Source organism: Sphingomonas plantiphila, from assembly GCF_046000505.1.
GTDB lineage: Bacteria > Pseudomonadota > Alphaproteobacteria > Sphingomonadales > Sphingomonadaceae > Sphingomonas > Sphingomonas plantiphila.
Map to the genome: position 1 here is coordinate 1 of NZ_JBELQC010000002.1, position 24,918 is coordinate 24,918.

At 65.9% G+C, this 24,918-nt stretch carries 23 protein-coding genes, 1 pseudogene and 1 riboswitch; of the genes and pseudogenes, 9 read left to right on the forward strand and 15 right to left on the reverse strand.

The window, feature by feature from the left end; genetic code table 11:
* Positions 1-862 precede the first annotated feature (862 nt).
* Entirely contained in the window at positions 863-1,717 is an 855-nt protein-coding gene (locus ABS767_RS12225; protein ID WP_408078721.1) for a LysR family transcriptional regulator, read from the reverse strand.
* 95 nt (positions 1,718-1,812) lie between these two features.
* On the opposite strand from ABS767_RS12225, the gene ABS767_RS12230 reads away from it, so the two are divergent.
* Positions 1,813-2,961, forward strand: a complete 1,149-nt coding sequence (locus tag ABS767_RS12230; RefSeq protein ID WP_408079725.1) for an isovaleryl-CoA dehydrogenase — start codon at positions 1,813-1,815, stop codon at positions 2,959-2,961.
* A gap of 1 nt (position 2,962) precedes the next feature.
* Here the strand turns inward: ABS767_RS12230 and ABS767_RS12235 are convergent, their stop codons facing one another.
* On the reverse strand, positions 2,963-3,301 hold the full coding sequence (locus ABS767_RS12235; RefSeq protein ID WP_408078723.1) for a DMT family protein: 339 nt from the start codon (positions 3,299-3,301) through the stop codon (positions 2,963-2,965).
* A 48-nt stretch (positions 3,302-3,349) separates the two neighbouring features.
* Here ABS767_RS12235 and ABS767_RS12240 point away from each other — a divergent pair, with 48 nt between their 5' ends.
* Entirely contained in the window at positions 3,350-4,951 is a 1,602-nt protein-coding gene (locus ABS767_RS12240; RefSeq protein WP_408078725.1) for a carboxyl transferase domain-containing protein, read from the forward strand.
* Positions 4,952-5,082: 131 nt separating this feature from the next.
* On the opposite strand, the gene ABS767_RS12245 is transcribed toward ABS767_RS12240, so the two are convergent.
* Complete coding sequence (locus tag ABS767_RS12245) at positions 5,083-5,475, reverse strand: endonuclease domain-containing protein (protein ID WP_408078727.1); 393 nt, start codon at positions 5,473-5,475, stop codon at positions 5,083-5,085.
* Between the two features lie 93 nt (positions 5,476-5,568).
* Between ABS767_RS12245 and ABS767_RS12250 the strand changes: the two genes are divergently transcribed.
* On the forward strand, positions 5,569-7,452 hold the full coding sequence (locus ABS767_RS12250) for an acetyl/propionyl/methylcrotonyl-CoA carboxylase subunit alpha (RefSeq protein ID WP_408078729.1): 1,884 nt from the start codon (positions 5,569-5,571) through the stop codon (positions 7,450-7,452).
* Here ABS767_RS12250 and ABS767_RS12255 read toward each other — a convergent pair.
* Both ABS767_RS12255 and ABS767_RS12260 read right to left on the reverse strand, forming a co-directional pair.
* Positions 7,449-8,183, reverse strand: a complete 735-nt coding sequence (locus tag ABS767_RS12255; protein ID WP_408078731.1) for an NYN domain-containing protein — start codon at positions 8,181-8,183, stop codon at positions 7,449-7,451. The two genes, ABS767_RS12250 and ABS767_RS12255, sit on opposite strands and share 4 nt — an antisense overlap.
* A 1-nt stretch (position 8,184) precedes the next feature.
* Positions 8,185-8,949 carry a class II aldolase/adducin family protein gene (locus ABS767_RS12260; RefSeq protein ID WP_408078733.1) on the reverse strand — a complete coding sequence of 255 codons (765 nt, stop codon included), beginning with the start codon at positions 8,947-8,949 and terminating at the stop codon, positions 8,185-8,187.
* Between the two features lie 90 nt (positions 8,950-9,039).
* Positions 9,040-9,216: riboswitch (yybP-ykoY riboswitch) on the forward strand.
* Between the two features lie 22 nt (positions 9,217-9,238).
* Between ABS767_RS12260 and ABS767_RS12265 the strand changes: the two are divergent.
* Positions 9,239-9,822: pseudogene (locus tag ABS767_RS12265) on the forward strand (TMEM165/GDT1 family protein).
* On the forward strand, positions 9,819-10,682 hold the full coding sequence (locus ABS767_RS12270; protein WP_408079727.1) for an ROK family protein: 864 nt from the start codon (positions 9,819-9,821) through the stop codon (positions 10,680-10,682). The pseudogene ABS767_RS12265 and the gene ABS767_RS12270 overlap by 4 nt, the downstream one beginning before the upstream one ends.
* On the opposite strand, the gene ABS767_RS12275 is transcribed toward ABS767_RS12270, so the two are convergent.
* Genes ABS767_RS12275 through ectA form a run of 7 tightly spaced genes read right to left on the reverse strand, consistent with a single transcriptional unit; the run spans position 10,679 to position 17,924 of the window.
* Positions 10,679-12,001 (reverse strand): MFS transporter, encoded by a 1,323-nt coding sequence (locus ABS767_RS12275; RefSeq protein ID WP_408078735.1) that lies wholly within the window; start codon positions 11,999-12,001, stop codon positions 10,679-10,681. The genes ABS767_RS12270 and ABS767_RS12275 overlap by 4 nt on opposite strands.
* A gap of 3 nt (positions 12,002-12,004) precedes the next feature.
* Positions 12,005-13,252, reverse strand: a complete 1,248-nt coding sequence (locus ABS767_RS12280) for an MFS transporter (RefSeq protein WP_408078737.1) — start codon at positions 13,250-13,252, stop codon at positions 12,005-12,007.
* Between the two features lie 8 nt (positions 13,253-13,260).
* The gene (locus ABS767_RS12285; RefSeq protein ID WP_408078739.1) at positions 13,261-14,727 is read right to left on the reverse strand and encodes an aspartate kinase; all 1,467 of its coding nucleotides are present in this window, start codon (positions 14,725-14,727) and stop codon (positions 13,261-13,263) included.
* Complete coding sequence (gene thpD, locus ABS767_RS12290) at positions 14,724-15,644, reverse strand: ectoine hydroxylase (RefSeq protein WP_408078741.1); 921 nt, start codon at positions 15,642-15,644, stop codon at positions 14,724-14,726. The genes ABS767_RS12285 and thpD overlap by 4 nt, the downstream gene beginning before the upstream one ends.
* Positions 15,645-15,673: 29 nt before the next feature.
* The gene (locus tag ABS767_RS12295) at positions 15,674-16,090 is read right to left on the reverse strand and encodes an ectoine synthase (protein WP_408078743.1); all 417 of its coding nucleotides are present in this window, start codon (positions 16,088-16,090) and stop codon (positions 15,674-15,676) included.
* Positions 16,091-16,110: 20 nt separating this feature from the next.
* Positions 16,111-17,415, reverse strand: a complete 1,305-nt coding sequence (ectB, locus tag ABS767_RS12300; RefSeq protein ID WP_408078745.1) for a diaminobutyrate--2-oxoglutarate transaminase — start codon at positions 17,413-17,415, stop codon at positions 16,111-16,113.
* Positions 17,412-17,924: a diaminobutyrate acetyltransferase gene (gene ectA, locus ABS767_RS12305; RefSeq protein WP_408078747.1), complete on the reverse strand. Its 513-nt coding sequence runs from the start codon at positions 17,922-17,924 to the stop codon at positions 17,412-17,414. The genes ectB and ectA overlap by 4 nt, the downstream gene beginning before the upstream one ends.
* A 267-nt stretch (positions 17,925-18,191) precedes the next feature.
* Here ectA and ABS767_RS12310 point away from each other — a divergent pair, with 267 nt between their 5' ends.
* Positions 18,192-18,689 (forward strand): MarR family winged helix-turn-helix transcriptional regulator, encoded by a 498-nt coding sequence (locus ABS767_RS12310; protein ID WP_408078749.1) that lies wholly within the window; start codon positions 18,192-18,194, stop codon positions 18,687-18,689.
* A gap of 87 nt (positions 18,690-18,776) precedes the next feature.
* On the opposite strand, the gene ABS767_RS12315 is transcribed toward ABS767_RS12310, so the two are convergent.
* The gene (locus tag ABS767_RS12315) at positions 18,777-19,016 is read right to left on the reverse strand and encodes a hypothetical protein (RefSeq protein ID WP_408078751.1); all 240 of its coding nucleotides are present in this window, start codon (positions 19,014-19,016) and stop codon (positions 18,777-18,779) included.
* Between the two features lie 141 nt (positions 19,017-19,157).
* Positions 19,158-20,528, reverse strand: coding sequence for a M28 family peptidase (locus ABS767_RS12320; RefSeq protein WP_408078753.1), 1,371 nt, complete (start codon positions 20,526-20,528; stop codon positions 19,158-19,160).
* Between the two features lie 77 nt (positions 20,529-20,605).
* Between ABS767_RS12320 and ABS767_RS12325 the strand changes: the two genes are divergently transcribed.
* From ABS767_RS12325 to ABS767_RS12335, 3 genes are all read left to right on the forward strand, one after another.
* On the forward strand, positions 20,606-21,085 hold the full coding sequence (locus ABS767_RS12325; protein ID WP_408078755.1) for a hypothetical protein: 480 nt from the start codon (positions 20,606-20,608) through the stop codon (positions 21,083-21,085).
* A 77-nt stretch (positions 21,086-21,162) separates the two neighbouring features.
* Entirely contained in the window at positions 21,163-22,842 is a 1,680-nt protein-coding gene (gene ettA / locus ABS767_RS12330) for an energy-dependent translational throttle protein EttA (RefSeq protein WP_408078757.1), read from the forward strand.
* 46 nt (positions 22,843-22,888) lie between these two features.
* Positions 22,889-23,875 carry a phytanoyl-CoA dioxygenase family protein gene (locus tag ABS767_RS12335; RefSeq protein WP_408078759.1) on the forward strand — a complete coding sequence of 329 codons (987 nt, stop codon included), beginning with the start codon at positions 22,889-22,891 and terminating at the stop codon, positions 23,873-23,875.
* A gap of 3 nt (positions 23,876-23,878) precedes the next feature.
* Here the strand turns inward: ABS767_RS12335 and nadA are convergent, their stop codons facing one another.
* Positions 23,879-24,877, reverse strand: a complete 999-nt coding sequence (gene nadA / locus ABS767_RS12340; protein ID WP_408078761.1) for a quinolinate synthase NadA — start codon at positions 24,875-24,877, stop codon at positions 23,879-23,881.
* Positions 24,878-24,918: the final 41 nt, after the last annotated feature.

Here is a 24,918-nt window from a genome sequence, read left to right on the forward strand (position 1 = left end):
GCTGCGCTTCATTTTCGTCCGACTCCTTCGAGGCGGACTCTACCCAAAATCGGTCACATTCCAGGGGCGCACGTCAGGGGGACCAGCCGCAGACCGATTGAGGGGCGGCCGCGACCGGGTCGAGGCTCGTGAAAGCAGACTGTCTGCTCACGACCCCGTCGCGGACGCACTCGTCCCTTCACTCCGTCATCCTGAACTTGTTTCAGGATCCACTTCTCCGCAGGCGAAGGACCCGCGGGTGGAAGAGTGGATGCTGAAACAAGTTCGGTAGGACGGGTTGGGGTACGACCGCTTCCCACACAAATTCCAGCGTTTGTCCGCGCTCCGGATGCGATCCCAGAAGGCGCCCGACCGCAATCGACCCATTTGCCGCCGTAAGTTATTGCCGGTCGAGGTCGGCAGCGCCTACTGCTCGGCGGAAGCGACCTGCACGGTCCCGTTGGACTTGTTTACAGAGTAAGTGATCGACCGCCCATCCAACCGGGTGCTGGGGAGAACCGGACCCGAAACGTATCGCCTTCGTCGATGACGTGGGGGTCGCGCCAGTCCATCTTGGATCTACCGAAAATCGGGTGTGTCTTAGCCGCCTCGCGGGCCCTCTCGACTGCGTCTTCCTTCTCAATCCGAGGATGGTTGCATGACGTTGCTGCCAAGAAGGCGAGAGATAGGAAGATTCGAGTCGCTATAACCATGGCATTTGTCAGGGATTTGCATGCTCTCACATCGGTGCGGCCACATGGTAGCCGATTATCGGTTGTCCGCCATCGCCGTGCAGCTTGTGAAAGCATCTGGTCCGCTTTCCACCAATTACTGCCGTTAGCCCGCCGTCCTGACAGCGGCACTCAAGCACCCTCAACCCCACTCACCCCAAACACCCCCGCACCGCGTCCACCACCGCCGCCATCCCCTCGCGCGCATCCTCCCCGCGCACCAACACCAGCGTCCGCCGCAGATCAAACCCGATCAGCGCCGGATTGGCCACCCCCGGATGGCGGTGCGACGCCGGCACGACCGTTGCGCCGAGCCCTGCCGCGACCATCGCCAGCGCACGATCGTCGTTCGGCGTCCGCAGCGCGAAATGCGGGCGGATCCCGCGCCGGGTGAAGTAGCGGCTGGTCTCCGACAACGCCTCGCAGCTGCGCCGCACGATCATCGTCTCTCCGGCCAGCGCCTCGCCCGGCAGCGCCGCTTCCCCGGCGAGCGGGTGCGCGGCGGGCAGGGCGAGCAGATAGGGTTCGCTGCGCAGCGCCTCCGCAGCGCCGCCCGGCTCGCCATGCACCGCGCTGAGCGCGAGATCAATGCGCCCCCGCGCCAGATGCTGGGCCAGTACCGTCGCACTCCCCTCGACCAGCTCGACCGTCAGCCCCGGCGCATCGGCAGCAATTTGCGCGACCAGCGCCGCCAGCTCCCCACTCGCGATCGTCGTCAGCACCCCCAGCCGCACTGTCGCGGGCTGCGCGATACCCCCCACCGCCGCTGCCGCCAGGTTGAACTCGCGCTCGATCCGCCGCGCATGGACAGCGAATTGCGCGCCGGCCTCGGTCAGCTCGACCCGCTGGCTCGTGCGGCGGAGCAGCGTCGTGCCCGCCTCGCGCTCGAGCTTGGCGATCCCCGCGGATAGCGTCGGCTGCGACACGTTCATCTGCGCGGCGGCGGCGGTGAACGTCCCGCTATCGATGACGGCAAGGAAATAGCGCAGCAAATAGCGTTCGATCATAGATACCGTCTATGCTGTGCCGCGCCGCCTTTCAATTTCTCATCGCCGCGCCGAGCCGCTACACTCCCGCAAAACATCCAGGAGAGCGTATGAGCCTGCCCCAGATGGATTTCGCGCTGGGCGAAACCGCGGACATGATCCGTGAGACGACCGAGCGCTTCTCGCGCGAACAGATCGCGCCGCTCGCCGCGAAGATCGACGCCGACGACTGGTTCCCGCGCGAGCTGTGGCCCGCCATGGGCGAGGTCGGCCTGCACGGCATCACGGTCGAGGAGGAATTTGGCGGCCTCGGCCTCGGCTATCTCGAACATGTCATTGCGTGTGAGGAAGTGTCGCGCGCCTCGGCCTCGATCGGGCTCAGCTATGGCGCCCACTCCAACCTGTGTGTCAACCAGATCCGCCGCTGGGGCAATGCCGAGCAGAAGGCGAAATATCTCCCCAAGCTCGTCAGCGGCGAGCATGTCGGCAGCCTCGCCATGTCGGAAGCGGGCGCGGGCAGCGACGTCGTCAGCATGAAGCTGCGCGCCGAGCACAAGGGTGATCGCTACGTCCTCAACGGCACCAAATTCTGGATCACCAACGCGGCCTATGCCGATACGTTGGTGGTCTATGCCAAGACCGGCGAGGGATCGCGCGGCATCACCACCTTCCTGATCGAAAAGGACATGAAGGGGTTCGAGATCGGCCAGAAGATCGACAAGATGGGCATGCGCGGCTCGCCCACCGCCGAGCTCGTCTTCACCGATTGCGAAGTGCCCGAAGAGAACGTCATGGGCCCGCTCAACGGCGGCGTCGGTGTGCTGATGAGCGGCCTCGACTATGAGCGCACGGTGCTCGCCGGTATCCAGCTCGGCATCATGCAGGCGTGCCTCGACGTCGTCCTGCCCTATCTGCGTGAGCGCAAGCAGTTCGGCCAGGCGATCGGCAGCTTCCAGCTGATGCAGGCCAAGGTCGCCGACATGTATGTCGCGCTCAACTCCGCGCGCGCCTATGTCTATGCCGTCGCCCGTGCATGCGATGCGGGCAAGACGACCCGCTTCGACGCGGCCGGCGCGATCCTGCTCGCGTCCGAAAATGCGTTCAAAGTCGCAGGCGAGGCGGTGCAGGCGCTGGGCGGCGCGGGCTATACCAAGGACTGGCCGGTCGAGCGCTTCCTGCGCGACGCCAAGCTGCTCGACATCGGCGCGGGGACCAACGAGATCCGCCGCATGCTGATCGGGCGCGAGCTGGTGGGGGCAGCTTGATCTATTTGCCGACGAACAGGAAGCCGACCGCGGCCATGATGCAGGCGAACGCGGCGAAATGGCGCCAGTGCAGCGCTTCGCCCAGCACCGCGACCATGAATACGCCGAACACGGTGAGCGCGATGGCTTCCTGGACGATCTTGAGCTGGCCCGGCGTCCAGCCGGCGAGGAAGCCGACGCGATTGGCGGGCACGGCGAAGCAATATTCGACCCCCGCGATTGCCCAGGAAATCAGGATCACGGACAGCAACGGCTTCTCGAGCCCGCCTTTGCCGAGATGCCAGTACCACGCGATCGTCATGAACACATTCGACGCGATCAGCAGCAGGATTGTCGCCATGAAAACTCCCTCCGCTCCGCTCTGCGCGACCACTGCGGGAGTCGCAAGATGAGCGGCCCGGTTCTCAAGTCGGTCCTGTCGCCCGAAGACGAAGGCTTCCGCGCCAATGCTGCGCACAATCGCGCGCTCGCCGAAAAGCTCCGCGCCGATGTCGCGCAGGCCGCGTTGGGCGGCAACGAGAAAAGCCGCGAGCGCCACACGTCCCGCGGCAAACTGCTTCCGCGCGACCGCGTCGAGCGCCTGCTCGACCCCGGCGCGCCCTTCCTCGAGATCGGCCAGCTCGCCGCATGCGACATGTATGAGGGCGAGGTCCCCGGCGCCGGCATGATCGCCGGAATCGGCCGCGTCTCGGGCCGCACCTGCATGATCGTGTGCAACGACGCGACGGTGAAGGGCGGCACCTACTACCCGATGACGGTTAAGAAGCACCTGCGCGCGCAGGAGATTGCCGAGGCCAACCGGCTGCCGTGCATCTACCTCGTCGATAGTGGCGGCGCGAACCTGCCGCATCAGGCCGAAGTCTTCCCCGACCGCGACCATTTCGGCCGTATCTTCTTCAACCAGGCGAACATGAGCGCCAAGGGCATCCCCCAGATCGCCTGCGTCATGGGCAGCTGCACGGCGGGCGGCGCCTATGTCCCCGCCATGTCGGACGAAAGCGTGATCGTGCGTGAACAGGGCACGATCTTCCTCGCCGGTCCGCCGCTGGTAAAGGCCGCGACGGGCGAGGAAATCAGCGCGGAGGATCTCGGCGGCGGCGACCTGCACGGGCGCAAATCGGGCGTGGTCGATCATGTCGCCGACAATGACGAACACGCGCTGACCATCGTCCGCGACATCGTCAGCCACCTGCCCGCCGACCGCAAACCCGACATCGAACTCCGCGACCCGCGCCCGCCCAAATTCGACGCAGAGGAGCTCTACGGCATCGTCCCGACCGACGTCCGCGCCCCCTATGACGTCCACGAAGTCATCGCGCGGCTGGTCGACGGCAGCGAGTTCCACGAGTTCAAATCGCTCTACGGCACCACTCTCGTCTGCGGCTTCGCGCATATCTGGGGTATGCCGGTCGCGATCCTCGCCAATAACGGCGTGTTGTTCAGCGAAAGCGCAGTCAAGGGCGCGCACTTCATCGAACTCGCCTGCCAGCGCCGTATCCCGCTCTTGTTCCTCCAGAACATCAGCGGCTTCATGGTCGGCGGCAAGTACGAAGCAGAGGGCATCGCCAAACACGGCGCCAAGCTGGTCACGGCGGTCGCCACCGCCAGCGTGCCCAAGATCACCGTGCTGATCGGCGGCAGCTTCGGCGCCGGCAATTACGGCATGTGCGGCCGCGCCTACAGCCCCCGCTTCCTGTTCAGCTGGCCCAACAGCCGCATCAGCGTGATGGGCGGCGAACAGGCGGCGAGCGTGCTGGCGACGGTCCATCGCGACGCCGACAAATGGACGCCCGAGCAAGCCGAAGCCTTCAAGCAACCGATCCGCGACGATTACGAGGCCCAGGGCAACCCCTGGCACGCCACAGCCCGCCTGTGGGACGACGGCATCATCGACCCGGCGCAAACTCGCGATGTCCTCGGCCTGGCCTTCGCCGCAACGCTGAACGCGCCGGTGGAGGAGGGGACACGCTTCGGCGTGTTCCGGATGTGATGGGCGGCGCGCAATTCCTCCCCCAGCTTGCTGGGGGAGGGGGACCGCCGCGAAGCGGCGGTGGAGGGGCCGCCGCGCAGACGGCGGTGAACCCTTCCTCAAACACCGCCCTCTGCGGGGCGGCCCCTCCGTCAGCGCTGCGCGCTGCCACCTCCCCCATTGGGGGAGGAATTGCATCTCGCGCGCGTCGCCTGCGCGATATACGCGAGAACTCCGCTGAGGTTGTTCAACACCTCACTCGCCGGAAGTCGCAACGTCGCAACCCCCTGCGCCGCCAGCCAAGCATCCCGTCGCGCATCGCGTTCAGGCCGATCGCCGTATTCATGCGCCTCGCCATCCACCTCGACGCACAGCTTCGCGCGGTCGCAGTAAAAATCGAGAATATACGGCCCTGCCGGATGCTGCTTGCGCCATTTGTCGGCCCCGCGCCCGCGCAACTCGCGCCACAGCAGCGCCTCGGGCAGCGTCAGCTCGCGGCGCGCCCGCTTCGCGCGGCGGTACGACTTGCCATTGCCTTTCAGCATGTGACCGCCCTTTCGCGCTTCGCGCGCCCCTCCACCATGCTTCGCATGGTCCCCCTCCCCGAGACAAGCTCGGGGAGGAATTGAGGAAACCCCATGATCACCTCCCTCCTCATCGCCAACCGCGGCGAGATCGCGTGCCGCATCATCCGCACCGCGCGGAAACTCGGCATCCGCACCGTTGCGGTCTATTCCGACGCCGACGCTAACGCGCTCCATGTCCGCTGCGCGGATGAGGCGGTGCATATCGGCGCATCCCCCGCGCGCGACTCCTACCTCATCGGCGAGCGCATCATCGCCGCCGCCCAGCAAACCGGAGCCGAAGCCATCCACCCCGGCTACGGCTTCCTCTCCGAAAATGCGGAGTTCGCCGAAGCCGTACAGGCCGCGGGCCTCATCTGGGTCGGCCCAAACCCCGACAGCATCCGCGCGATGGGCCTCAAGGACGCGGCCAAGAAGCTGATGCAGGACGCCCGCGTCCCCGTCACCCCCGGCTATCTCGGCGAAGACCAGTCGCCCGAACGCCTGCAATCCGAAGCCGACCGCATCGGCTACCCGGTCCTGATCAAGGCGGTCGCGGGCGGCGGGGGCAAGGGGATGCGGCGCGTCGACGCGCCTGAGGACTTCGCCGACGCGCTCGCCAGCTGCCAGCGCGAGGCCGCATCCTCGTTCGGCAATACCCAGGTGCTCATCGAAAAATACATCCTCGCCCCGCGCCATATCGAGGTGCAGGTGTTCGGCGACAGCCACGGCAACATCGTCCACCTGTTCGAACGCGACTGCTCGATGCAGCGCCGCCACCAGAAGGTGATCGAGGAAGCCCCCGCGCCGGGCATGAGCAAGTCGGCGCGGCTCGCGGTGTGCGAGGCGGCGGTCAAGGCCGCGCGTGCTGTCAAGTATGTCGGCGCAGGGACGATCGAGTTCATCGCCGACGCGTCGCAGGGCCTCCACGCCGACCGCATCTGGTTCATGGAAATGAACACGCGGCTTCAGGTCGAGCATCCGGTGACCGAGGCGATCACCGGCGTCGATTTGGTCGAATGGCAGCTGCGCGTCGCATCGGGTGAACCGCTCCCGCTGCGGCAGGAAGAACTGTCGATCAACGGGCATGCGATCGAGGCGCGGCTCTATGCCGAAGATCCCGCCAAGGGCTTCCTGCCGAGCACGGGCAAGCTCGAAGTGCTCGATTTCCCGAGCAATTCGCGCGTGGATACCGGGGTCGAGGCCGGGTCGACGATCTCGCCCTTCTACGATCCGATGGTCGCCAAGCTGATCTACCACGGCGACACGCGCGACGATGCGATCGCGCTGCTGCGTGCTGACCTCTCTTACCTCACCGTCTGGCCGGTGCGGACGAACTCGGGGTTCCTCTACCGCTTGCTCGGCGACGCCGATTTCCGCGCGGCGCGGCTCGACACCGGGCTGATCGAGCGGCGTGGTGAGGCATTGCTGATCGACCCTCTGCCCGGTCCGGTCGACCTGACGCACGCGCTGTATTGGCTCGACAGCGACCCGTCGTCCGACAGCTATCTGATCGCGCGGGGGCTTGAGGGCTTCCGCCTCAACCGCGCCCCCGCGACGCAGCGGGCGGTCAGTGTCAGCGGCACGCGCGTCGCGTTCGAAGCGGCAGAGGGTGACCTGTCGTCGCACTTCTTCCGCCACCCGCGCGACGGCGCGGCGCTGCTGGTGTTCGAAGGCGCGACCTTCCGCGTCACCGCCGACCGCACCGAGGGCGGGGCAGGGGGCGCCGCCGGCAACGGCGCGATCCTCGCGCCGATGCCGGGCCGGATCGTGTCGGTCGAGGTCAGCGAAGGCGAGACGGTGACCGCAGGCCAGAAGCTGCTGGTGCTGGAAGCAATGAAGATGGAGCAGGCGTTGCTCGCCCCGTTTGACGGCGTCGTCGAATCCCTCGCTGCGACCCCCGGCGCACAGGTCCAGGTCGATGCGCTGCTGGTCAAGGTGGCGAAGGCAGACGCCTAGCGCAGGCGCTTGACGAAAATCTGTCCGCCTTCGCGTCGTTCGATCTGAAAGTTCGGAATTGCGGCGATCAGGTCCGACAAGCGCTTGTAGCCATAGTTGCGCGTGTCGAAGCTCGACCGGTTTCCGGCGAGCTTTCCGATCTCGCCGAGCAGGGCGTAGCCGCGTTCGTCGCGCTTCGAAGCGTTATAGGCGTCGATGATCAGGGCGAGCATCTCCTTGTCCGTCCCGGCCCCGCTCTGTGCCGCCGACTCGATCGCCGCCTTGCGGTCCGCCGCCTCGCTCTCCCGCGTGCGCATTAGCCCTTCGACATCGATGAAGCGCGTACATGCCTCGCGGAATCCCGCGGGCGTGCGCGACGTTCCGAAGCCGTAGACCGGCACGCCGTCCTGCCGGATGCGCTGGGCGAGGGGCATGAAGTCGCTGTCCGACGACATCAGCCCGAACCCGGTGACGCGGCCCGCGAACAACAGGTCCATCGCGTCGATGGTCATGCGCATGTCGGTTGCGTTCTTGCCCTTGGTGATATCGAACTGCTGATAGGGCTGGATCGCATGTTCCAGCGTCATCGCCGCCCAGTTTTTGAGCGCCGGCTTGCTCCAATTGCCATAGGCGCGGCGGATATTGACCGAGCCGAGCTCGGCCAGCACGCCGAGCACCGGGTCGATCGCGGTGGGCGAGGCGTTGTCAGCGTCGATCAGCAGGGCGACATTGCCTTCACGCGTATCCACCATCCTATTCGCGCCAGCTCGTGTCGACGCGGTCCACCAGCCGCACCATCGCGGCAAAGTCCGCCGCGCCCGCGCCGCCCGGCACCTGCGCCATGTGAAGGTCGCGTTGGTGCACCGCGACCACTTCGGGCGCCACGGTCAGCGGCTTGCCCATCGACAGCGTCGCCAGCTGGATCTCGCACGCCCGCTGCAGCGACCAGTGTTTGATGAACGCCTCGGGCAGGGTCCGCCCCATCGCCACGATGCCGTGGTTGCGCAGCAGCAGCATGCGCTTGTCGCCGAGGTTCGCGACCAGCCGCGCGCCCTCCTCGTCGCGCACCGTCACGCCCTCGAAGTCATGATAGGCGATCTGCCCGGCGAAGTTGCAGGCGTAGAAGTTGATCGGCTGCAACCCGCCCTCCAGGCTGCTCACCGCCATTCCCGCGGTGGTGTGGGTATGCATGATGCAATGCACGTCGGGCAGATGCCGATGGAACACCGCATGCTGGACGAAGCCGGCGCGATTGACCGGATAGGGGCTGTCGTCGAGCTTGTTGCCGTCGATATCGATCTTGACCAGGTTCGACGCCTTCACCTCGCTGAAATGCAGCCCGAACGGGTTGATCAGGAACGCGTGATCCTCGCCCGGCACCTTCAGCGTGATGTGGTTGTAGATCATTTCGGACCAGCCGAGCATGTCGAACACGCGGTAGCAGGCGGCGAGCTGCTGGCGCGCCTCCCATTCGGCGTCGGTGACGATCCGGGGCTTGTCGGCGGCGGCGGTGACCATGAACCTCTCCATTTTCGTGCTTGCGGTATGTATGCCATGACCGGGCGGGGCAGGGCAACTTGCGTCCTAGGTCACGACGCGCTAGGAGCCGCATCAGTCATCTGGGGAGTAGCCAGCCGTCTTCCGACGGGCCTCCGCGTCAACATACTTGGTCGAGAGACCATGGCGCGAAGGGAGATGCCGCACTGCGCGGCGCTCGGGCGAGACCAATGGCGCCACGCTTTTCGTCCGGCCGGGCGGGAAGGCGCGGTGTCGTTGGAAATTCTCGCGCCCGGCCCGGAGACCTTGCTTGGAAGCCTTGTTCACCTCCACCGCTGTCGTTGCGCTCGCCGAGATCGGCGACAAGACGCAGCTGCTCGCGATCCTGCTGGCGACGCGCTTCAAGCGCCCGCTGCCGATCGTGTTCGGCATCCTCGTCGCCACGCTCGCCAACCATTTCCTCGCCGCGTTGGTCGGGCAACAGGCCGCCGCGTTGCTGGAGGGGGCGTGGTTTCGCTATCTAATCGCGGCATCCTTCATCGCGATGGCGGCCTGGACGCTCGTGCCCGACAAGATCGACGATCTTGAGGACAAGCCCGCGCGGTTTGGCCCATTCCTGACCACCACCGTCGCCTTCTTCCTGGTCGAGATGGGCGACAAGACCCAGATTGCGACCGTGGCGCTGGGCGCGCGCTTCGCCGAGGTCTGGTGGGTCACGGCCGGAACGACGCTCGGCATGATGCTCGCCAACGTGCCTGCGGTCTATCTTGGCAACGAGCTCGTCAAGCGCGTGCCGATGCAGACCGTGCGGATCGTCGCTGCGCTGCTCTTCCTCGCCATTGGGATCTGGGTACTCGTGCAGACGCTGGCGGGTGGCTAAGCTGGAGCGGATGACCGACCCGATCTACTTCGCGATCGAAACCGGCGGGACCAAGCTGCTCGCGCGGCTGGTCCGCGGCAACGCCACCGTCGCCGAAGCGCGCTGGCCGACCACCACGCCGGACGAGGCGACCGCCGCCCTGCTCGCCTTTGCCGAGGGCGCGCCGGTCACCGCGGTGGGCATCGCCGCGTTCGGGCCAATCGTCGTCGATCCGACCGCGCCGAATTATGGCGAGGTGCTGGCGACGCCCAAGCCCGGCTGGACCGGCGCCAATCTGCGCGCGGCGCTGGCCCGGCAACTCGGCGTGCCGGTGACGGTCGATACCGACGTCAACGCCGCCGCTCTGGCCGAAGCGGCGATCGGGGCGGGGCAGGGGTGCGGCAGCGTCGCCTATGTCACCGTCGGAACGGGGATCGGCGCGGGGCTGGTCCGTGACGGCCGCACCCTTGGCGGAGCGCTCCATCCGGAGATGGGGCATGTGCCGGTTCTGCGCCTGTCGGGCGATGACGTGCCCAGCGCCTGCCCCTTCCATCCAAGTTGCGCCGAGGGGCTTGCGGCTGGCCCCGCCGTGCACAAGCGGATCGGGGACGGGCGGTTGCAAGACCTTTCCGAAGACTTTGCGGCGGTCGCCGACTATCTCGGGCAATTGTTCGCCACGATCGTGCTCGCCTGGTCGCCGCACCGGATCGTCGCCGGCGGTGGTGTGCTGAGCGTCCCGGGGCTGCGCGACCGCGCGGCGGAGCGGATGCTGGCCGCGCTCGGCGGTTACGGCGTGGGCGCGGCCGCGGGTGCGCCCTGCTTCGTCGCCGCTCCGGCGCTCGAACATGCGGGGCTCGAGGGCGCGCTGCTGCTCGCCCGCCGCGCGGCGGGCTAGGGGCGCGCGAACGGGTCCTCGCGCATCGAACGGCCCGCCGTCTCGGGCATGTAGCGCAGCGTCACCAGCCCGATGAGACAGGCCAGCATCATGTAGAATGCCGGCATCAGTTCGTTGCCGGTCCAGCTGATCAGCCCGCTGCCGATCGCCGGAGCGGTCCCACCGAAGATCGAGGTGGAAACGTTGTAGGCGATCGCGAACCCGGCAAACCGCACGCTGGTCGGAAACAATGCCGGGAAGGTTGCGGAGATGGTCGCGAGCTGCGGAACGTAGAGCAGGCCGAGCAGCACGAAGCCGAAAATAGCGCCCGCCAGACCCGTGCCCATCAGCAGGTACAGCGGCACGGCAAAGACGAGCAGCCCGATCAGCGACCAGCGCCACATCGGCCGCCGCCCGATCCGGTCGGACAGCGCCCCGGCATAGGGCAGGAACACCATCATCATCAGCATGCCGATGATGGGGACGATCAGCGCCTGATCGGTGGTCAGCCCGATCCGTCGCGACAGATAGGTCGGCATGTAGCTCAGCAGCGTATAGTTAACGACGTTGAGCGCGATCACCAGTCCGCCCACGACGAGCAAGGGGCGCCAGTAATCGCGCGCGATGCTGCCGATTCCGGGCGATGCGCGCCCCTCCGCGACGACCTGTTCCTCGAGGAATACAGGCGTGTCCTCCAGCTTGGAGCGTAGATACATGCCCACCAGCCCCATCGGTGCTGCGACCAGGAACGGGATGCGCCATCCCCAATCGTGCATCACCGCATCACCCAGCAGCAGCGAGAAGGCGAGCATCAGCGCGGCGCCGAACGAAAAGCCCGCGAGCGTCCCGAACTCGAGAAAGCTGCCATAGAAGCCGCGCCGATCGTCGGGGGCATATTCGGCCATGAAGGTCGCGGCGCCGCCATATTCGCCGCCGGTGGAGAAGCCCTGGATCATGCGCAGCGCGATCAGCAACGCGGGTGCCCACCAGCCGATTGTCGCGAAGGACGGGATCAGCCCGACGCCGAGCGTCGCGCCCGCCATCAGCAGGATGGTCAGTGCCAGCACCGACTTGCGCCCGATACGGTCGCCCAGCGGACCCCAGAACAGGCCCCCGAGCGGCCGGATCAGGAATGAGATCGCGAAGGTCGCCAGCGCGAACAATACCGCCTCGTCGGTCTCCCCGGGGAACAGCGCCGCGGAGATATAGGTCACGCCATAAGCATAGATGCCGTAATCGAACCACTCGGTCGCATTGCCCAGCGCCGATGCGGTGATCGCACGGCGCAACGTCGCGGGGTCGGCGACCGTTTCGTCGGGGTTGAGCATGGCCTGGGTCATGAGTTAGCCTTTCTGCGGCTGAGGCTGGGCGTCTTCGGACGATGCCGGGTCGAGCAGCGCGGCGACGGGGGTCGTGCGCGGCAGGATCTGGAAGTCCTGCTGCGCGGCGTCGGGCACCGGTTGGGTGGCGGAAAGGCGCCACAGCCCGAAGCCCAGCATCGCCGCGGTACACAGCGCGATGAACAGGAACAGCCCGCCCGGCCCGGCGAGCGTCATCGTCGTTGCCGCTCCCATCGGCCCGAGCGCCGCGCCGACCGAATAGAGCAGCACCAGCTGCCCGCTGGCGCTCACGCGCTCGGACGGCAGCAGCCGGTCGTTGGCGTGCGCGACGCAGAGCGGATACAGCGCAAAGCTCAGCCCCCCGAACCCGAAGCCGAGCACCAAAAGTGCGAGCCCGCGCACTTCGGTCGCCAATGCGGCGGAAATCGTCAACGTAATCGCGAAACAGCCGATAATGACGCGGCGGCGGTCATAGCGGTCCGACAGCCGCCCCAGCGGCCATTGCAGCGCCACGCCCCCCAGGATGACCACCATCATGAACGTGCCCGTATCGGCCAGGCTCAACCCCAGCCGCCGGGCATAGATCGCCGCGAGCCCGTAAAAGGCGCCGAGCGCAAGCCCGGTCACCCCGGCCCCGGCAACGCCCAGCGGCGATGCCACGAACAGACGCCGCAGCGACAGCGGCTCGACCTCGCCCAGCACCGGTGCCGCGCTGCGCGTCAGGCAGATGGGGATGATCGCCAGCGAAATCAGGATCGACGCCAGCTCGAACGGCACCGCCGGAATCGTCTTGCCGGTTTGCAGCAGCAGCTGGCCCACCGCCTGTCCCGAATAGAGCGCGACCATGTAGAAGGCGAGAACCGACCCGCGCGTTTCCGGCTCGGCGCGGTCGTTCAGCCAGCTTTCCAGGCAGATGAAGACCCCCGCGATACAGATCCCGTCGATCAGGCGCAGCGCCGCCCACAGTATCGGGTGCTGCAGCAGCGCATAGGTCAGCGTGCTGGCGGACAGCAGGGCTACGAACGCCGCAAAGGCGCGGATATGCCCGACCCGCCGGACAATCTCTCCCGCGCGCAGCGCACCCACGACCAGACCGCCGAAATAGAATGTCGCGACGAGCCCGATCACCATCGTCCCGCTCCCCGCGCGCTCGAGCCGCAGCCCGATCAGCGTGGACAGGAAGCCGCTGCCGGCCATCATCACGAAGATGGCCAGCAACAGGCTCTGTACGGGGCGGGTCGCCGTGAGCATCGAAGGGGTCAGGCCGCCCGGCGGCCCGACGCCGTGCCCTCCGCGTCGCGGACATCCTCGATCAGCGCGCGGTGCAGCACGCAGACGCACTTTTCGAAGTCCGGACTTTCGACGATGAACTGCACGTCGACATTGCGGATCTGATGCTGGATCGCGATCACGCCGATCTCCGCCGCGTCGAGTGCACGCAGTGCATCGCTGACCAGGCCCGGTCGCGAAATATCGCTGCCGATCGCCGAGACCATCGCCACCGGATGCGCCGAAATGGCGGCATCGGGATAGCGTTCCTCCAGCTCCGCGATCACTTTCTTCACTGCCTCGGCGCTGGCCGAGAGATAGTGGGTAATCGTGTTCGCATTGGACGATTTGCTGACGATCCAGATCCCGTGACGGGTCAGCACCTCGAGAATGGCCGCGTCATAGCCCTTCACGCCGACCATATCCTGCTCGAAGAACTGCAGCGCCTGCATCTGGCGGATACCGGTGATGATCTCGACGCGCGGTTCTTCCGACACATAGTCGCCGCGCACCAGCGTCCCCGCATCCTGCCGGTCGAACGTGTTGCGCACGCGCAGCGGGATGTCGGTTTGGCGCAGCCCGCGCCCGGCCCCCGGATGGATCGCCTCCATGCCGAGATTGGCGAGCTGGTCGGCCACGTCGTAATTGGTGCGGCCGATCTTGCGCGCCTTGTCGACGCCGACCAGCTTTGGGTCGGCGCTGGAGAGGTGGAATTCCTTATGGATGATCGCCTCGCGCGCGCCGGTCATGACGGCGATGCGCGAGAAGGTCATTTCCGTATAACCGCGCGCATAGCGCCGCACCATGCCGCCGGTGCAGCCGGCATAGCCGGTGACGATCGGCAGCGTGGTGGCCAGGTCGATCTGCGCGAACGCCTCGGTCACCCGCTCGTCCAGCGTGCGCGGGTCTTCCTCGTTCCACAGCGTCAGGTCGACGAAGCGCGCGTTGACGTCGCGGTCGCGCAGCAACAGCGCGGTGCTGTGGGCACTATGCGCCTCGCCAAGTCCGGCGAGAAGCTCGCGCACGGTGACCAGCTGCTCCTTGACGCAGAAGCGGCCATGACTGCGCAGCCGGGCCAGATCGTCGAGGCAGGCGATGACCGCATCGAGCCGCTCATCGACAAAGGCGTCCGCCTCAGCCAGGCTCGCGGGCCGTACGAACATTTCGGCGTTGCGGTCGTGCATCGCGCTCCGAACCGCTTCCATCGCCGCGCGCCAGCCGTCGTTGCTTTCATCGTCGGTAACGAAACGCCCATAGACGCCGGGCTCACCGGTCTTCTTGTTCTCGAGCAACAGGTTGGTCATCCCGGCATAGGCCGAAACGACGAAGATGCGATTGTACAGATCCGGCCCCGAACGGCCCGCGATCAGCACATTGTCGAACAATGTCGCGGTTGCCGCCATCGACGTGCCGCCGATCTTCTCGACGCTGTGCGTCCCCTTTGCGCCCTCGCTCATGCCGCCACCCTTTCGACCAGTTCGCCCCGTACGGGCCGGATCGCCTCAGGCGCGCCGCGATGCGCGAGGAACCACGGGCGCGGCTTTTCGACGCCGAACGGCGCTTCCAGCCGATTGCTCACGGCGTTGTAGACCATGAACGCGTTGGCGCGCGGGAAGGGGGTGATGTTGCCGTTCGACCCGTGCATCGTATTGCAATCGAAGATCACGACCGTGCCGGGAGCGCCGGTCGGCGCGACGATGCCGTGCTCGTGTGCCAGTTCGGCAAGACTGTCCTCGTCGGGGACGCCATATTCCTGGCGTTTCAGCGAGCTCAGATAATGGTCGTCGGGCGTTTCGCCGACGCAGGTCAGATACGTCCGGTGCGATCCCGGGATCAGCATCAGCGGGCCATTGTGCGGCGTGTTCTCGGCCAGCAGCACCGACATCGACAGCGCACGCATGCGCGGCATGCCGTCCTCGACGTGCCAGGTTTCGAAATCGCTGTGCCAGTAGAACTCCTTGCCGGTGAAGCCCGGTTTGTAGTTCAGCCGCGACTGGTGGATGTACACCTGGTCGCCCAGCAGGAAGCTGGCGACTTCGGCCAGTCGCGCATCGGCGGTCAGACGCGCCATCACGTCGCTCTGGCGATGGACTTCGAAGATCGACCGAATCTCGTCGCTCCCGGGCTCCGAAATGATGGTCTCGGCATCGAGCGCCTTGGGGTCGGACAGCAGCGTCCCGGCTGCCCGCTGAAGATAGCCGATCTCCTCGTCCGAGAAGAGATTCTCGAGGACGAGATAGCCGTCACGCTCGAATTGTTCGGTCTGCGCCTGCGTTAGCGGCGCATCGGGCGTCCATCGCGAATGGACGACGGGGTCCTGCCGCGGCCGCATCTCTGCGGCGGCCGCGTTACGGGACGGGTAGATGTCTTGCATGGGACTTCCCCCTTTGGATGTCGTAGAACTTAGTCGGCGGGCGCTGGCTCGCGCACGAAGTCGGCTTCGGCCGGATAGGCGCCGCTCTCGTCGTGGATTTCGCGACCGGTGACGGGCGGGTTGAACACGCACGCGGTCAAAATATCGGTCTCGGGCCGCACGATGTGGCGGTCATGCTCGTTCAGCGCATACATCACGCCGGGCTTCAGCTCGTGCGTCTCCCCGGTGCCAAGATCCTCGATCGTGCCGGTGCCCTTGAGCACGAACACCGATTCGAGGTGGTTCTGGTAATGCATCTTGAGTTCCGTCCCCGCATTCAGCGTGGTGATGTGGAACGAGAAGCCCATGCCGTCGTCCTTGAGCAGCATGCGGGCACTGGCCCAGCCATCGGACGAGCGGACGTTGCGATCGGACTTGCGGGTGTCGTTGAGATTGCGGACGATCATATCGTGTTCCTTTATTCTGGTTATTCGGCGGCGACGGCGTAATCGGTCGCCATCGCAGCCCGGATGTTGCCTTCGAGGATGTCGAGCCCGGCGGTCAGCACCGCATCGTCGATGACGAGCGGGGCGAGCACCTTGATCACTTCGTCATGGGCGCCGCTGGTCTCGATGATCAGGCCCTGATCGAAGCAGGCGCCGGTGATGGTGGAGGCCAGTTCGCCCGATCCGACGTTCAGGCCGCGCATCATCCCGCGGCCGCGCTGTTCGAACCCGAATTCGGCGGCCAGCTTGTCGAACCGTTGTTCGACCAGCGCGCCGCGGCGGCGCACGTCAGACTGGAAGGTGCCGTCGCTCCAGAAGTGGCGGAGCGCGGCGGCGGCGGTCACGAACGCGTGGTTGTTGCCGCGGAAGGTGCCGTTATGCTCGCCCGGCGACCACTGGTCGAGTTCTGGACTGAACAGCGTCAGCGCGAACGGCAGACCCATGCCCGACAGCGACTTGGCGAGCGTGACGATATCGGGGGTGAACCCCATATCCTCGAAGCTGAAGAAGCCGCCGGTGCGACCGCAGCCGGCCTGGATGTCGTCGACGATCAGCAGCGCGCCATGCGCCTTGGCGATCTGCGCGATCCGGCGCAGCCAGTCGGGCGATGCGGCGTTGAGGCCGCCTTCGCCCTGCACCGTCTCCACCAGGATTGCGGCGGGCGCATCGAGTCCGCTCGACGGATCAGCGAGGCGCTGCTCGAGCAGCTCGGCGGTATCGACGTCAGGGCCGTAATAGCCGTCATAGGGCTCGTGGCTGACATGGCTCAGCGGAACGCCGGCGCCACCGCGCTTCGCGGCATTGCCGGTGCACGCGAGCGCGCCCAGCGTCATCCCGTGAAAGCCGTTGGTAAAGGCGATCACCATCTCGCGACCGGTCACCTTGCGCGCCAGCTTGATCGCGGCCTCGACCGCGTTGGTGCCGGTCGGTCCGGTAAACATCGCGCGGTAATCCAGCCCGCGCGGCTTCAGGATCACGTCCTCGAACGCCGTCAGGAATTCCTGCTTGGCGTCGGTATGGAGATCCAGTCCATGGGTGATGCCGTCGCCCGCGATGTAATCGAGCAGCGCCTGCTTCAGGATAGGGTGGTTGTGCCCGTAGTTCAGCGTCGAGCAGCCGGACAGGAAGTCGAGATACCGCCCGCCCTGATTGTCGTGCATCCAGACGCCCTCGGCGCGGCCGAACTGGCGCGGCATGGCGCGGGCATAGCTGCGGACGCCCGATTCACGGCGCTCATAGATGTCGCGATCGGGAATCTGGTGCGATGGTTTGGGTGTCGTGGTCATGATAGTCCCTGTTCTTCCTGCATTTTATCTTTGTTGAGTGGCCCAATGCGGGCCTGGAATTCGGTGGCGTGCGCCCCCGCGAAATGGGCTTCGCGATCGAAGGCGACGCTGCGCTCCAGATCGGCGCCGTGGTCGCGCGCAAGGCTATGGAACAGTGCCCAAGACGCCGCATTGTCGTCGGTCACCGTGGTGATCAGGTGCGTGACCCCACGCTGTGCGGGGTGCATCAGCAGCGTATCGATCATGCGTCGCGCGAGCCGCTGGCCGCGCGCTTCCGCCGCTACCGCGACCTGCCACACGAAGAACGCGTCCGGATCGCTGGGCGGTCGATGGCCGGACACCCAGCCCGCGACACGCCCATTGCGCTCGGCAACGACGCAGTGATCCGCGAAATGCGTGCACTGAATCAGGTTGCAATAGGCCGAATTGCGATCGAGCGGCGGGCAGGCCGCGATCAGCGCCGTGATGGCAGGGCCATCGGTCGCGACCGGCCTGCGGAAATGCAACATGGCGTCCGGCGCCGGTAAATCGTTTAACTTTCTCTCTGAAGACGATGCTTCCTCGTCGGCTTGCCGATCGAATATTTTTCATCTCCCAAAATAAATAGCCCGGCCACCAATCTGCGACCCGGCTTCAACACGGCAAGAAATATAAGGTTCCGGTAGCGAACCGCAACCCGCCGGCGGGAAAATCCTTCGGACTATGAAGGATTGCGGTGGCCACGGCGAGCGGCCCGCGGCGATTTGGAAAATGCCGTCGGGCCGCTAACAGGGGACATGGATTCTGAGATTGCACGTTCGACTCTGCGCGGGCTTCGCCGCATTCTGCGCGCGACCGAAACCGGGAACCGGCGCCTCGCCGCCGTCACCGGCCTCACGCCCTCGCAACTGCTGGTATTGCGGGAGATCGACGCGGCGGCGGGAGTGACACCCAGCGCGGTGGCCCAGCGGCTGCAGTTCAGCCACGCAACGATCACGGCGATTGTCGACCAGCTCGTTGCACGGGGGTTCGTGAGGCGCGCGCGGGGCGAGCGGGACAAGCGCCAGTCGCTGCTCTCGTCGACGCCGGATGGTGCGCGGAGCCTCGCCGAAGCGCCCGACATGCTCCAGGAGCGTTTCGCCCAAGGGTTCAACGCGCTGCCCGAATGGGAGAAGGCGATGATCCTGGCGGCGATCGAGCGCCTGTCGATCGTCCTGGGGGTCGAGGCGAACGATGCCGCGCCGCTGCTCGATAGCGGGGCGATCGATCGAACGGGCGGCGACTCCGCGTCCTAGATTCAGCCCTGAACGAAAAAGGGCGCCCCCGCAGGGACGCCCTTTCGATTGACCGGACCCGAGAGGGTCCCGGAAAACGGTCCGAGATTATTCGGTCGCGTTGTCCGCCACTTCGTCAGCGCGATCCTGCAGGTTGTCGGCTGCGTTCTCGAGTGCGTCCTCGGCGACTTCGTTGGTCGCGTTGTCGGCCATCATTTCCATGTTATCGGCGCTCTCTTCCAGAGCATCGGCAACGTTCTCGGCAGTGTTGTTCGTGACCGTTGCGGTCTCGCACGCGGCGAGCGACATCAGGCCGGCCGCGGCAGCGACGATGAGGACCTTCTTCATTCGATTGCTCCCAAGCAAATTTATTCGGTTCGCCCCGGCCCGATTGCCGTGCGAGTTAGTCGGAATAACGCCCGTTACGCGCCCGTCAATGGAAATTCATCTGGCAGCAAGGTTTGCGGCGACCGAAGATGGTGCACCGCATCACTTGCTCGATCCGATTTCCTCCGGCGCGTTTGCCACCACTGCGAGCATCGCGGTCCACGCCGCGACATTCTGGCGCAACTGCTCGGGGTCCACCTTGTCCAGCGTGTCGTCCGGCGTGTGGTGCAGGTCGAAATAGCGGCTGCCGTCCTGTTGCAGATCGATGCCGGCGACCCCGGATGCGATCAGTGCGGACACGTCCGCGCCGCCGCCTGCAGGGCTGCGCCCCCGGGCGATGCCCAGCGGAGCCAGCGCCGCGGCCACCCGGTCCCCTACCGCCGCAGCGCCGTCCGGGAGCTTGAAATCGACCCGCCAGATACGGTCCGCCCCGAAGTCCGATTCAGCGGCCAGCGCGTGCTTCTCGCCCTTGTGCGCGTTGAAATAGGCCGCGCCGCCGAACACACCCACTTCCTCGGCACCTGCCCACAGGATCCGGATCGTGCGGCGGGGCGTCCCGGCGTCCATGATCCGCTTTGCCGCCGCGGCCACGATGCCGCAGCCGGTGGCGTCGTCGAACGCCCCGGTACCCAGGTCCCAGCTGTCGAGGTGGCACGCGACGACGACCATGCCGGCATCGGGATCGCTCCCGGGTACGTCGGCAATGACATTGCCCGATTGCGTGGTCCCGATCTGGCGCGGGGTCAGGGTCAGCTTGACCTTCACTGGCTGGCCGCGTTTCACGATGCGTTCGAGCTGTTCGGAGTCCGGGATCGACAGCGCGGCGGCGGGAATCGGCGCGACCCCCTTGGGAAAGTTGGTGCCGCCCGCATGCGGATTGCGGTGATAATCCGTCCCGACCGAGCGAATCAGGATCGCAGCTGCGCCTTTCGCCGCTGCGCTGGCCGGGCCACTGCGGCGTACGGCACCATAGGCGCCATATTGCGATCCGTCCTGGGTGCGGGTCATCGCGTGGCTGACGAAGGCGATCTTGCCCTTGAGGCTGCCGCCAGGCGCGGCCTGGAGCGCGGCCAGGTCCGGGAAATAGACGATCTCCGCCTCGAGCCCGGCCGCCGGAGTCGCACCGGAATTGCCGAGCGCGGTCAGGCGCAGCGGCTGGGGGAAGGGGGCGAGTACCTCGAGCGTTTCGGCTCCGCGGACCCAAGTCTTCATGTCGAACGGTTCGCTGCGGACATTGCTGAAGCCCAGCGCAGCCAGTTTCTTCACCGCCCAAGCGCGCGCGCGTGCCTCCGCCTCGGTCCCGGCCAGACGGGGTCCGATTTCCGTCGTCAGTCCTTCGGTAATCTCCCAGGCCAGGTCATCCTTGAGTGCGGCATCGCGCAGCGCGGCGACATCCATCGTCTGCGCGAACGCGGTTGCAGGGAGCGCGATCAGGGCGGTCGCGGCGGCGAGGCGGGTGAGACGATGCATCATGCGGCCGTTACTAGGCGTTCAATCTGCGTTCGTCACGACCGTTGCCGTCGGCTCCCGCGGATTTTACACCCGCGCGGGTGAATGACGATTCTGCCCTGTTCGATCGGGTCGTGGCGTTCGTGCGCGATATCGGCATCGCGGTGACGGTCGGGCGGGTCTCGGACGATACCTTCCTGCCCTCGATCGCCGTCCGGGACGGCGGCCTGCTGATCGATCGGGACCGGCTGCTCTGGCCCGGCGATATTCTTCACGAGGCAGGGCATGTCGCGGTCACCGATCCGGCAGCACGCCCGACGCTCAATGTCGTGCCGGACGAAGCGGGGGAGGAACTGGCGGCGATCGCCTGGTCCTACGCCGCCGCGCGGGCGATCGGGATCGATTCGCGGATCCTGTTCCATGCGCAGGGTTATCGCGGCGAGGGCGACTGGCTGGTCGAAACGTTCGATGCGGGGACCTATATCGGCCTGCCGATGCTGGTATGGATGGGCATGGCCGATGATCCGGCGTCGGCGCCCGCTGGCCCTGCTTACCCTGTGATGCGCCGCTGGCTTCGCTAGGTTTGCCATAAGCGGGCGCCGTCGCTACATCGCGCGTCAAATCCAGACCCATAAATTCGATCGATCGGAGACCCCAGTTGGCCGCCCAATATGCTTTCGTCATGAAGGACATGACCAAGACCTTCCCCGGCGCGCCCAAGCCGGTGCTGAGCAACATCAACCTGCAATTCTATCAAGGGGCGAAGATCGGCATCGTCGGCCCGAACGGCGCCGGCAAGTCGACGTTGATCAAGATCATGGCCGGGATCGACAAGGATTACAGCGGCGAGGCCTGGCCGGGTGAGAACATCACCGTCGGCTATCTCGAGCAGGAGCCGCAGCTCGATCCGTCCAAGTCGGTGCTCGAGAACGTCAAGGATGGCGCGCGCGAGACCGCCGATCTGGTCGAGCGCTTCAACGCCATCTCGGCCGAAATGGGCGATCCGCAGGAGGACACCGATTTCGACGCGCTGATGGAGGAGATGGGCGACCTTCAGGCCAAGATCGACGCGGTCGACGGCTGGAGCCTCGACAACCAGCTCGAGATCGCGATGGAGGCACTGCGCTGCCCGCCGGGCGACTGGAGCGTCGAGAATCTGTCGGGCGGTGAAAAGCGCCGCGTCGCGCTGACCCGCCTGCTGATCCAGAAGCCGTCGATCCTGCTGCTCGACGAACCGACCAACCATCTCGACGCCGAAAGCGTGAAGTGGCTGGAAAACCACCTCAAGGAATATGCCGGCGCGGTGCTGATGATCACCCACGACCGCTATTTCCTCGACAATGTGGTCGACTGGATCCTCGAGCTCGATCGCGGAAAGTACTTCCCGTACGAGGGCAATTACTCGACCTATCTGGAGAAGAAGGCCAAGCGCCTGGAGCAGGAGGACCGCGAGGCCACCGGCCGCCAGAAGGCGATCAAGGACGAGCTCGAGTGGATTCGCGCCGGCGTGAAGGGCCGGCAGACCAAGTCGAAGGCGCGCATTACTCGGTTCGAACAGCTGGTCGAACAGCAGTCGCAGCGCACCCCCGGCAAGGCGCAGATCGTCATCCAGGTGCCCGAGCGTCTGGGCGGAAAGGTGATCGAGGTCGAGAACCTCTCGAAATCCTATGGCGACAAGCTGCTGTTCGACAATCTGTCGTTCAGCCTGCCGGCCGGCGGCATCGTCGGCGTGATCGGGCCGAACGGCGCGGGCAAGTCGACCTTGTTCAAACTCATCACCGGTCAGGAACAGCCCGACGAGGGCAAGATCGAAATGGGCACCACGGTGCGCCTGGGCTATGTCGACCAGAGCCGCGATCACCTCGACCCGACCAAGAATGTCTGGGAGGAAATCTCCGACGGCCTCGATTACATGAAGGTCAACGGCCACGACCAGTCGACCCGCGCCTATGTCGGCGCGTTCAACTTCAAGGGGCAGGACCAGCAGAAGAATGTCGGCAAGCTCTCGGGTGGTGAGCGCAACCGCGTCAACATCGCGAAGATGCTGAAGCGCGGCGGCAACGTACTGCTGCTCGACGAACCGACCAACGACCTCGACGTCGAAACGCTGGGCGCGCTGGAGGAGGCGATCGAGAATTTCGCGGGCTGCGCCGTGGTCATCAGCCACGATCGCTTCTTCCTCGACCGTCTGGCCACGCACATCCTCGCGTTCGAGGGCAACAGCCATGTCGAATGGTTCGAAGGCAATTTCGAGGCGTATGAGGAGGACAAGCGGCGCCGTCTGGGCGATGCGGCGGATCGTCCCACGCGGTTGGCGTATAAGAAGCTGACGCGCTGATCCCGACCTGTTGACCTGCATCGTCGTTGCCGGAATGGTGGCGGCGATGCAGGCATCGGCGTCCCTTCGTGAAATCCGCGGCTTCGAGGCCCTTTGGGCGGAGCTGACGTTTCGCGTCCCGCGCGTCGTTCGGCACGATCAGAGCGAACGGATGCTGATTGACACGCTCGGGCTGGGGCTGGAGCAGCTGATCCAATATCTGGGGTCGGAGCGGCCCGAACTGATCGCGTTCGAGCATTGGGTGATCGCCACGGCGGGGCGGCCTGATCCGCTGACGGTCGCGCGCTATCATGCGACGCTGGACGGGGCGCCGTTGCCGACTGAGGTTCAGGCGCGGCTCGCTGCGATCGACGCGATGCCGAACGTGCTGGACACGGACGATCTGGCGCAGTGGGAGCGCGAGGGCTGGGTGACGCTGCGCCACGCCATCTCCCGCGATGAGGCGGCGGAGGTCGCGGCGCTGTTGTGGCGTCTGCTCGATGCCGATCCGGCGCGGCCCGAAAGCTGGTATGGGCAGAAGCTCAACGGCATCATGGTCCAGCATTTTCAGAATTCGGCGCTGGAGATCGCCCGCCGCGCACCGCGCGTGCACAAGGCGTTCGCGCAGCTATGGGGCACCAGCGACCTGTGGTGCATCGTGGATCGGCTGAGCTTCAACCCGCCGGAAACTGCCGAACGCCCGTTCCAGGGCCCGAAGATGCACTGGGACGTAAGCCTGGCCCCGCCAATCCCGTTCGCGACCCAGGGCATCCTCTATCTCACCGATACGGCGACGGATCAGGGCGCGTTTGCGCTGCTCCCCGGCTTCCACCACCGGCTAGATGCCTGGCTGGAGGAAATCGGCGACACCGACCCCCGCATGGTCCACCTCGACCCCCAGGCGGTTCCGATCGCCGCCGGGGCAGGGGACCTCATCATCTGGCGCAACGATCTGCCGCACGGCGCCAGCCCAAACCGGTCGACCCGTCCCCGACTGGCGCAATATGTCAATTTCTACGCGCCCACGCTGACGACTAATCGCCTCTGGCGGTGATCGTCAGTCCCCCGTGACCCGCAGCGGGCCAAGGTCGCCAAGACCGACCGTGCCGCTCGCCATCGCCAGCATCCGGTCGAGGCTCTTCTTGGCCTTGAGGCGGATGTCCTCGGCGATCTCGATCCGAGGTTCGAGGTCGCGGAGTGCGATGTACAGCTTTTCCAGCGTGTTGAGCGCCATATACGGGCAGATGTTGCAGTTGCAGTTGCCGTCCGCACCGGGCGCGCCGATGAAGGTCTTTTCGGGGACCGCCTTTTCCATCTGATGGATGATGTGCGGCTCGGTCGCGACGATCATCGTGTCGCCGTCGAAATCCTTGGCGAATTGCAGGATGCCGCTGGTCGAACCGACATAATCGGCATGGTCGAGCACATGCGGCGGGCATTCCGGATGCGCGGCGACGGGGGCGTTCGGGTGCTGAGCCTTGAGCTTGAGCAGTTCGGTTTCGCTGAACGCCTCGTGCACGATGCACACGCCGGGCCACAACAGCATGTCGCGGCCCATCTTGCGGTTGATATATCCGCCCAGATGCTTGTCGGGGCCGAAGATGATCTTCTGGCTCTGCGGGATCTGGCTGAGGATCTTCTCGGCCGACGAACTGGTGACGATGATGTCGCTGAGCGCCTTCACCTCGACCGAGCAGTTGATGTAGGTCAGCGCGATGTGATCGGGATGCTGCGCGCGGAACGCGGCGAACTGGTCGGGCGGGCAGCTGTCTTCGAGGCTGCACCCGGCATTCATATCGGGCAGCACGACGACCTTGTCGGGCGAGAGAATCTTGGCGGTTTCGGCCATGAAGCGCACCCCGCAGAACGCGATCACTTCGGCATCGGTTTCCGCCGCCTTGCGGCTGAGCTCGAGGCTGTCGCCCACGAAATCGGCGAGGTCCTGGATTTCCGGCTTCTGGTAATAATGCGCCAGGATCACCGCATTCCGCTCCTTGCGTAGGCGGTCGATCTCGGCGCGAATGTCGAGGCCGGACAGGTCGGTAGGCGCGTTCATTGTGGGATCCTCACTCTTTGATCCCATTTGGCCCCGCAGAG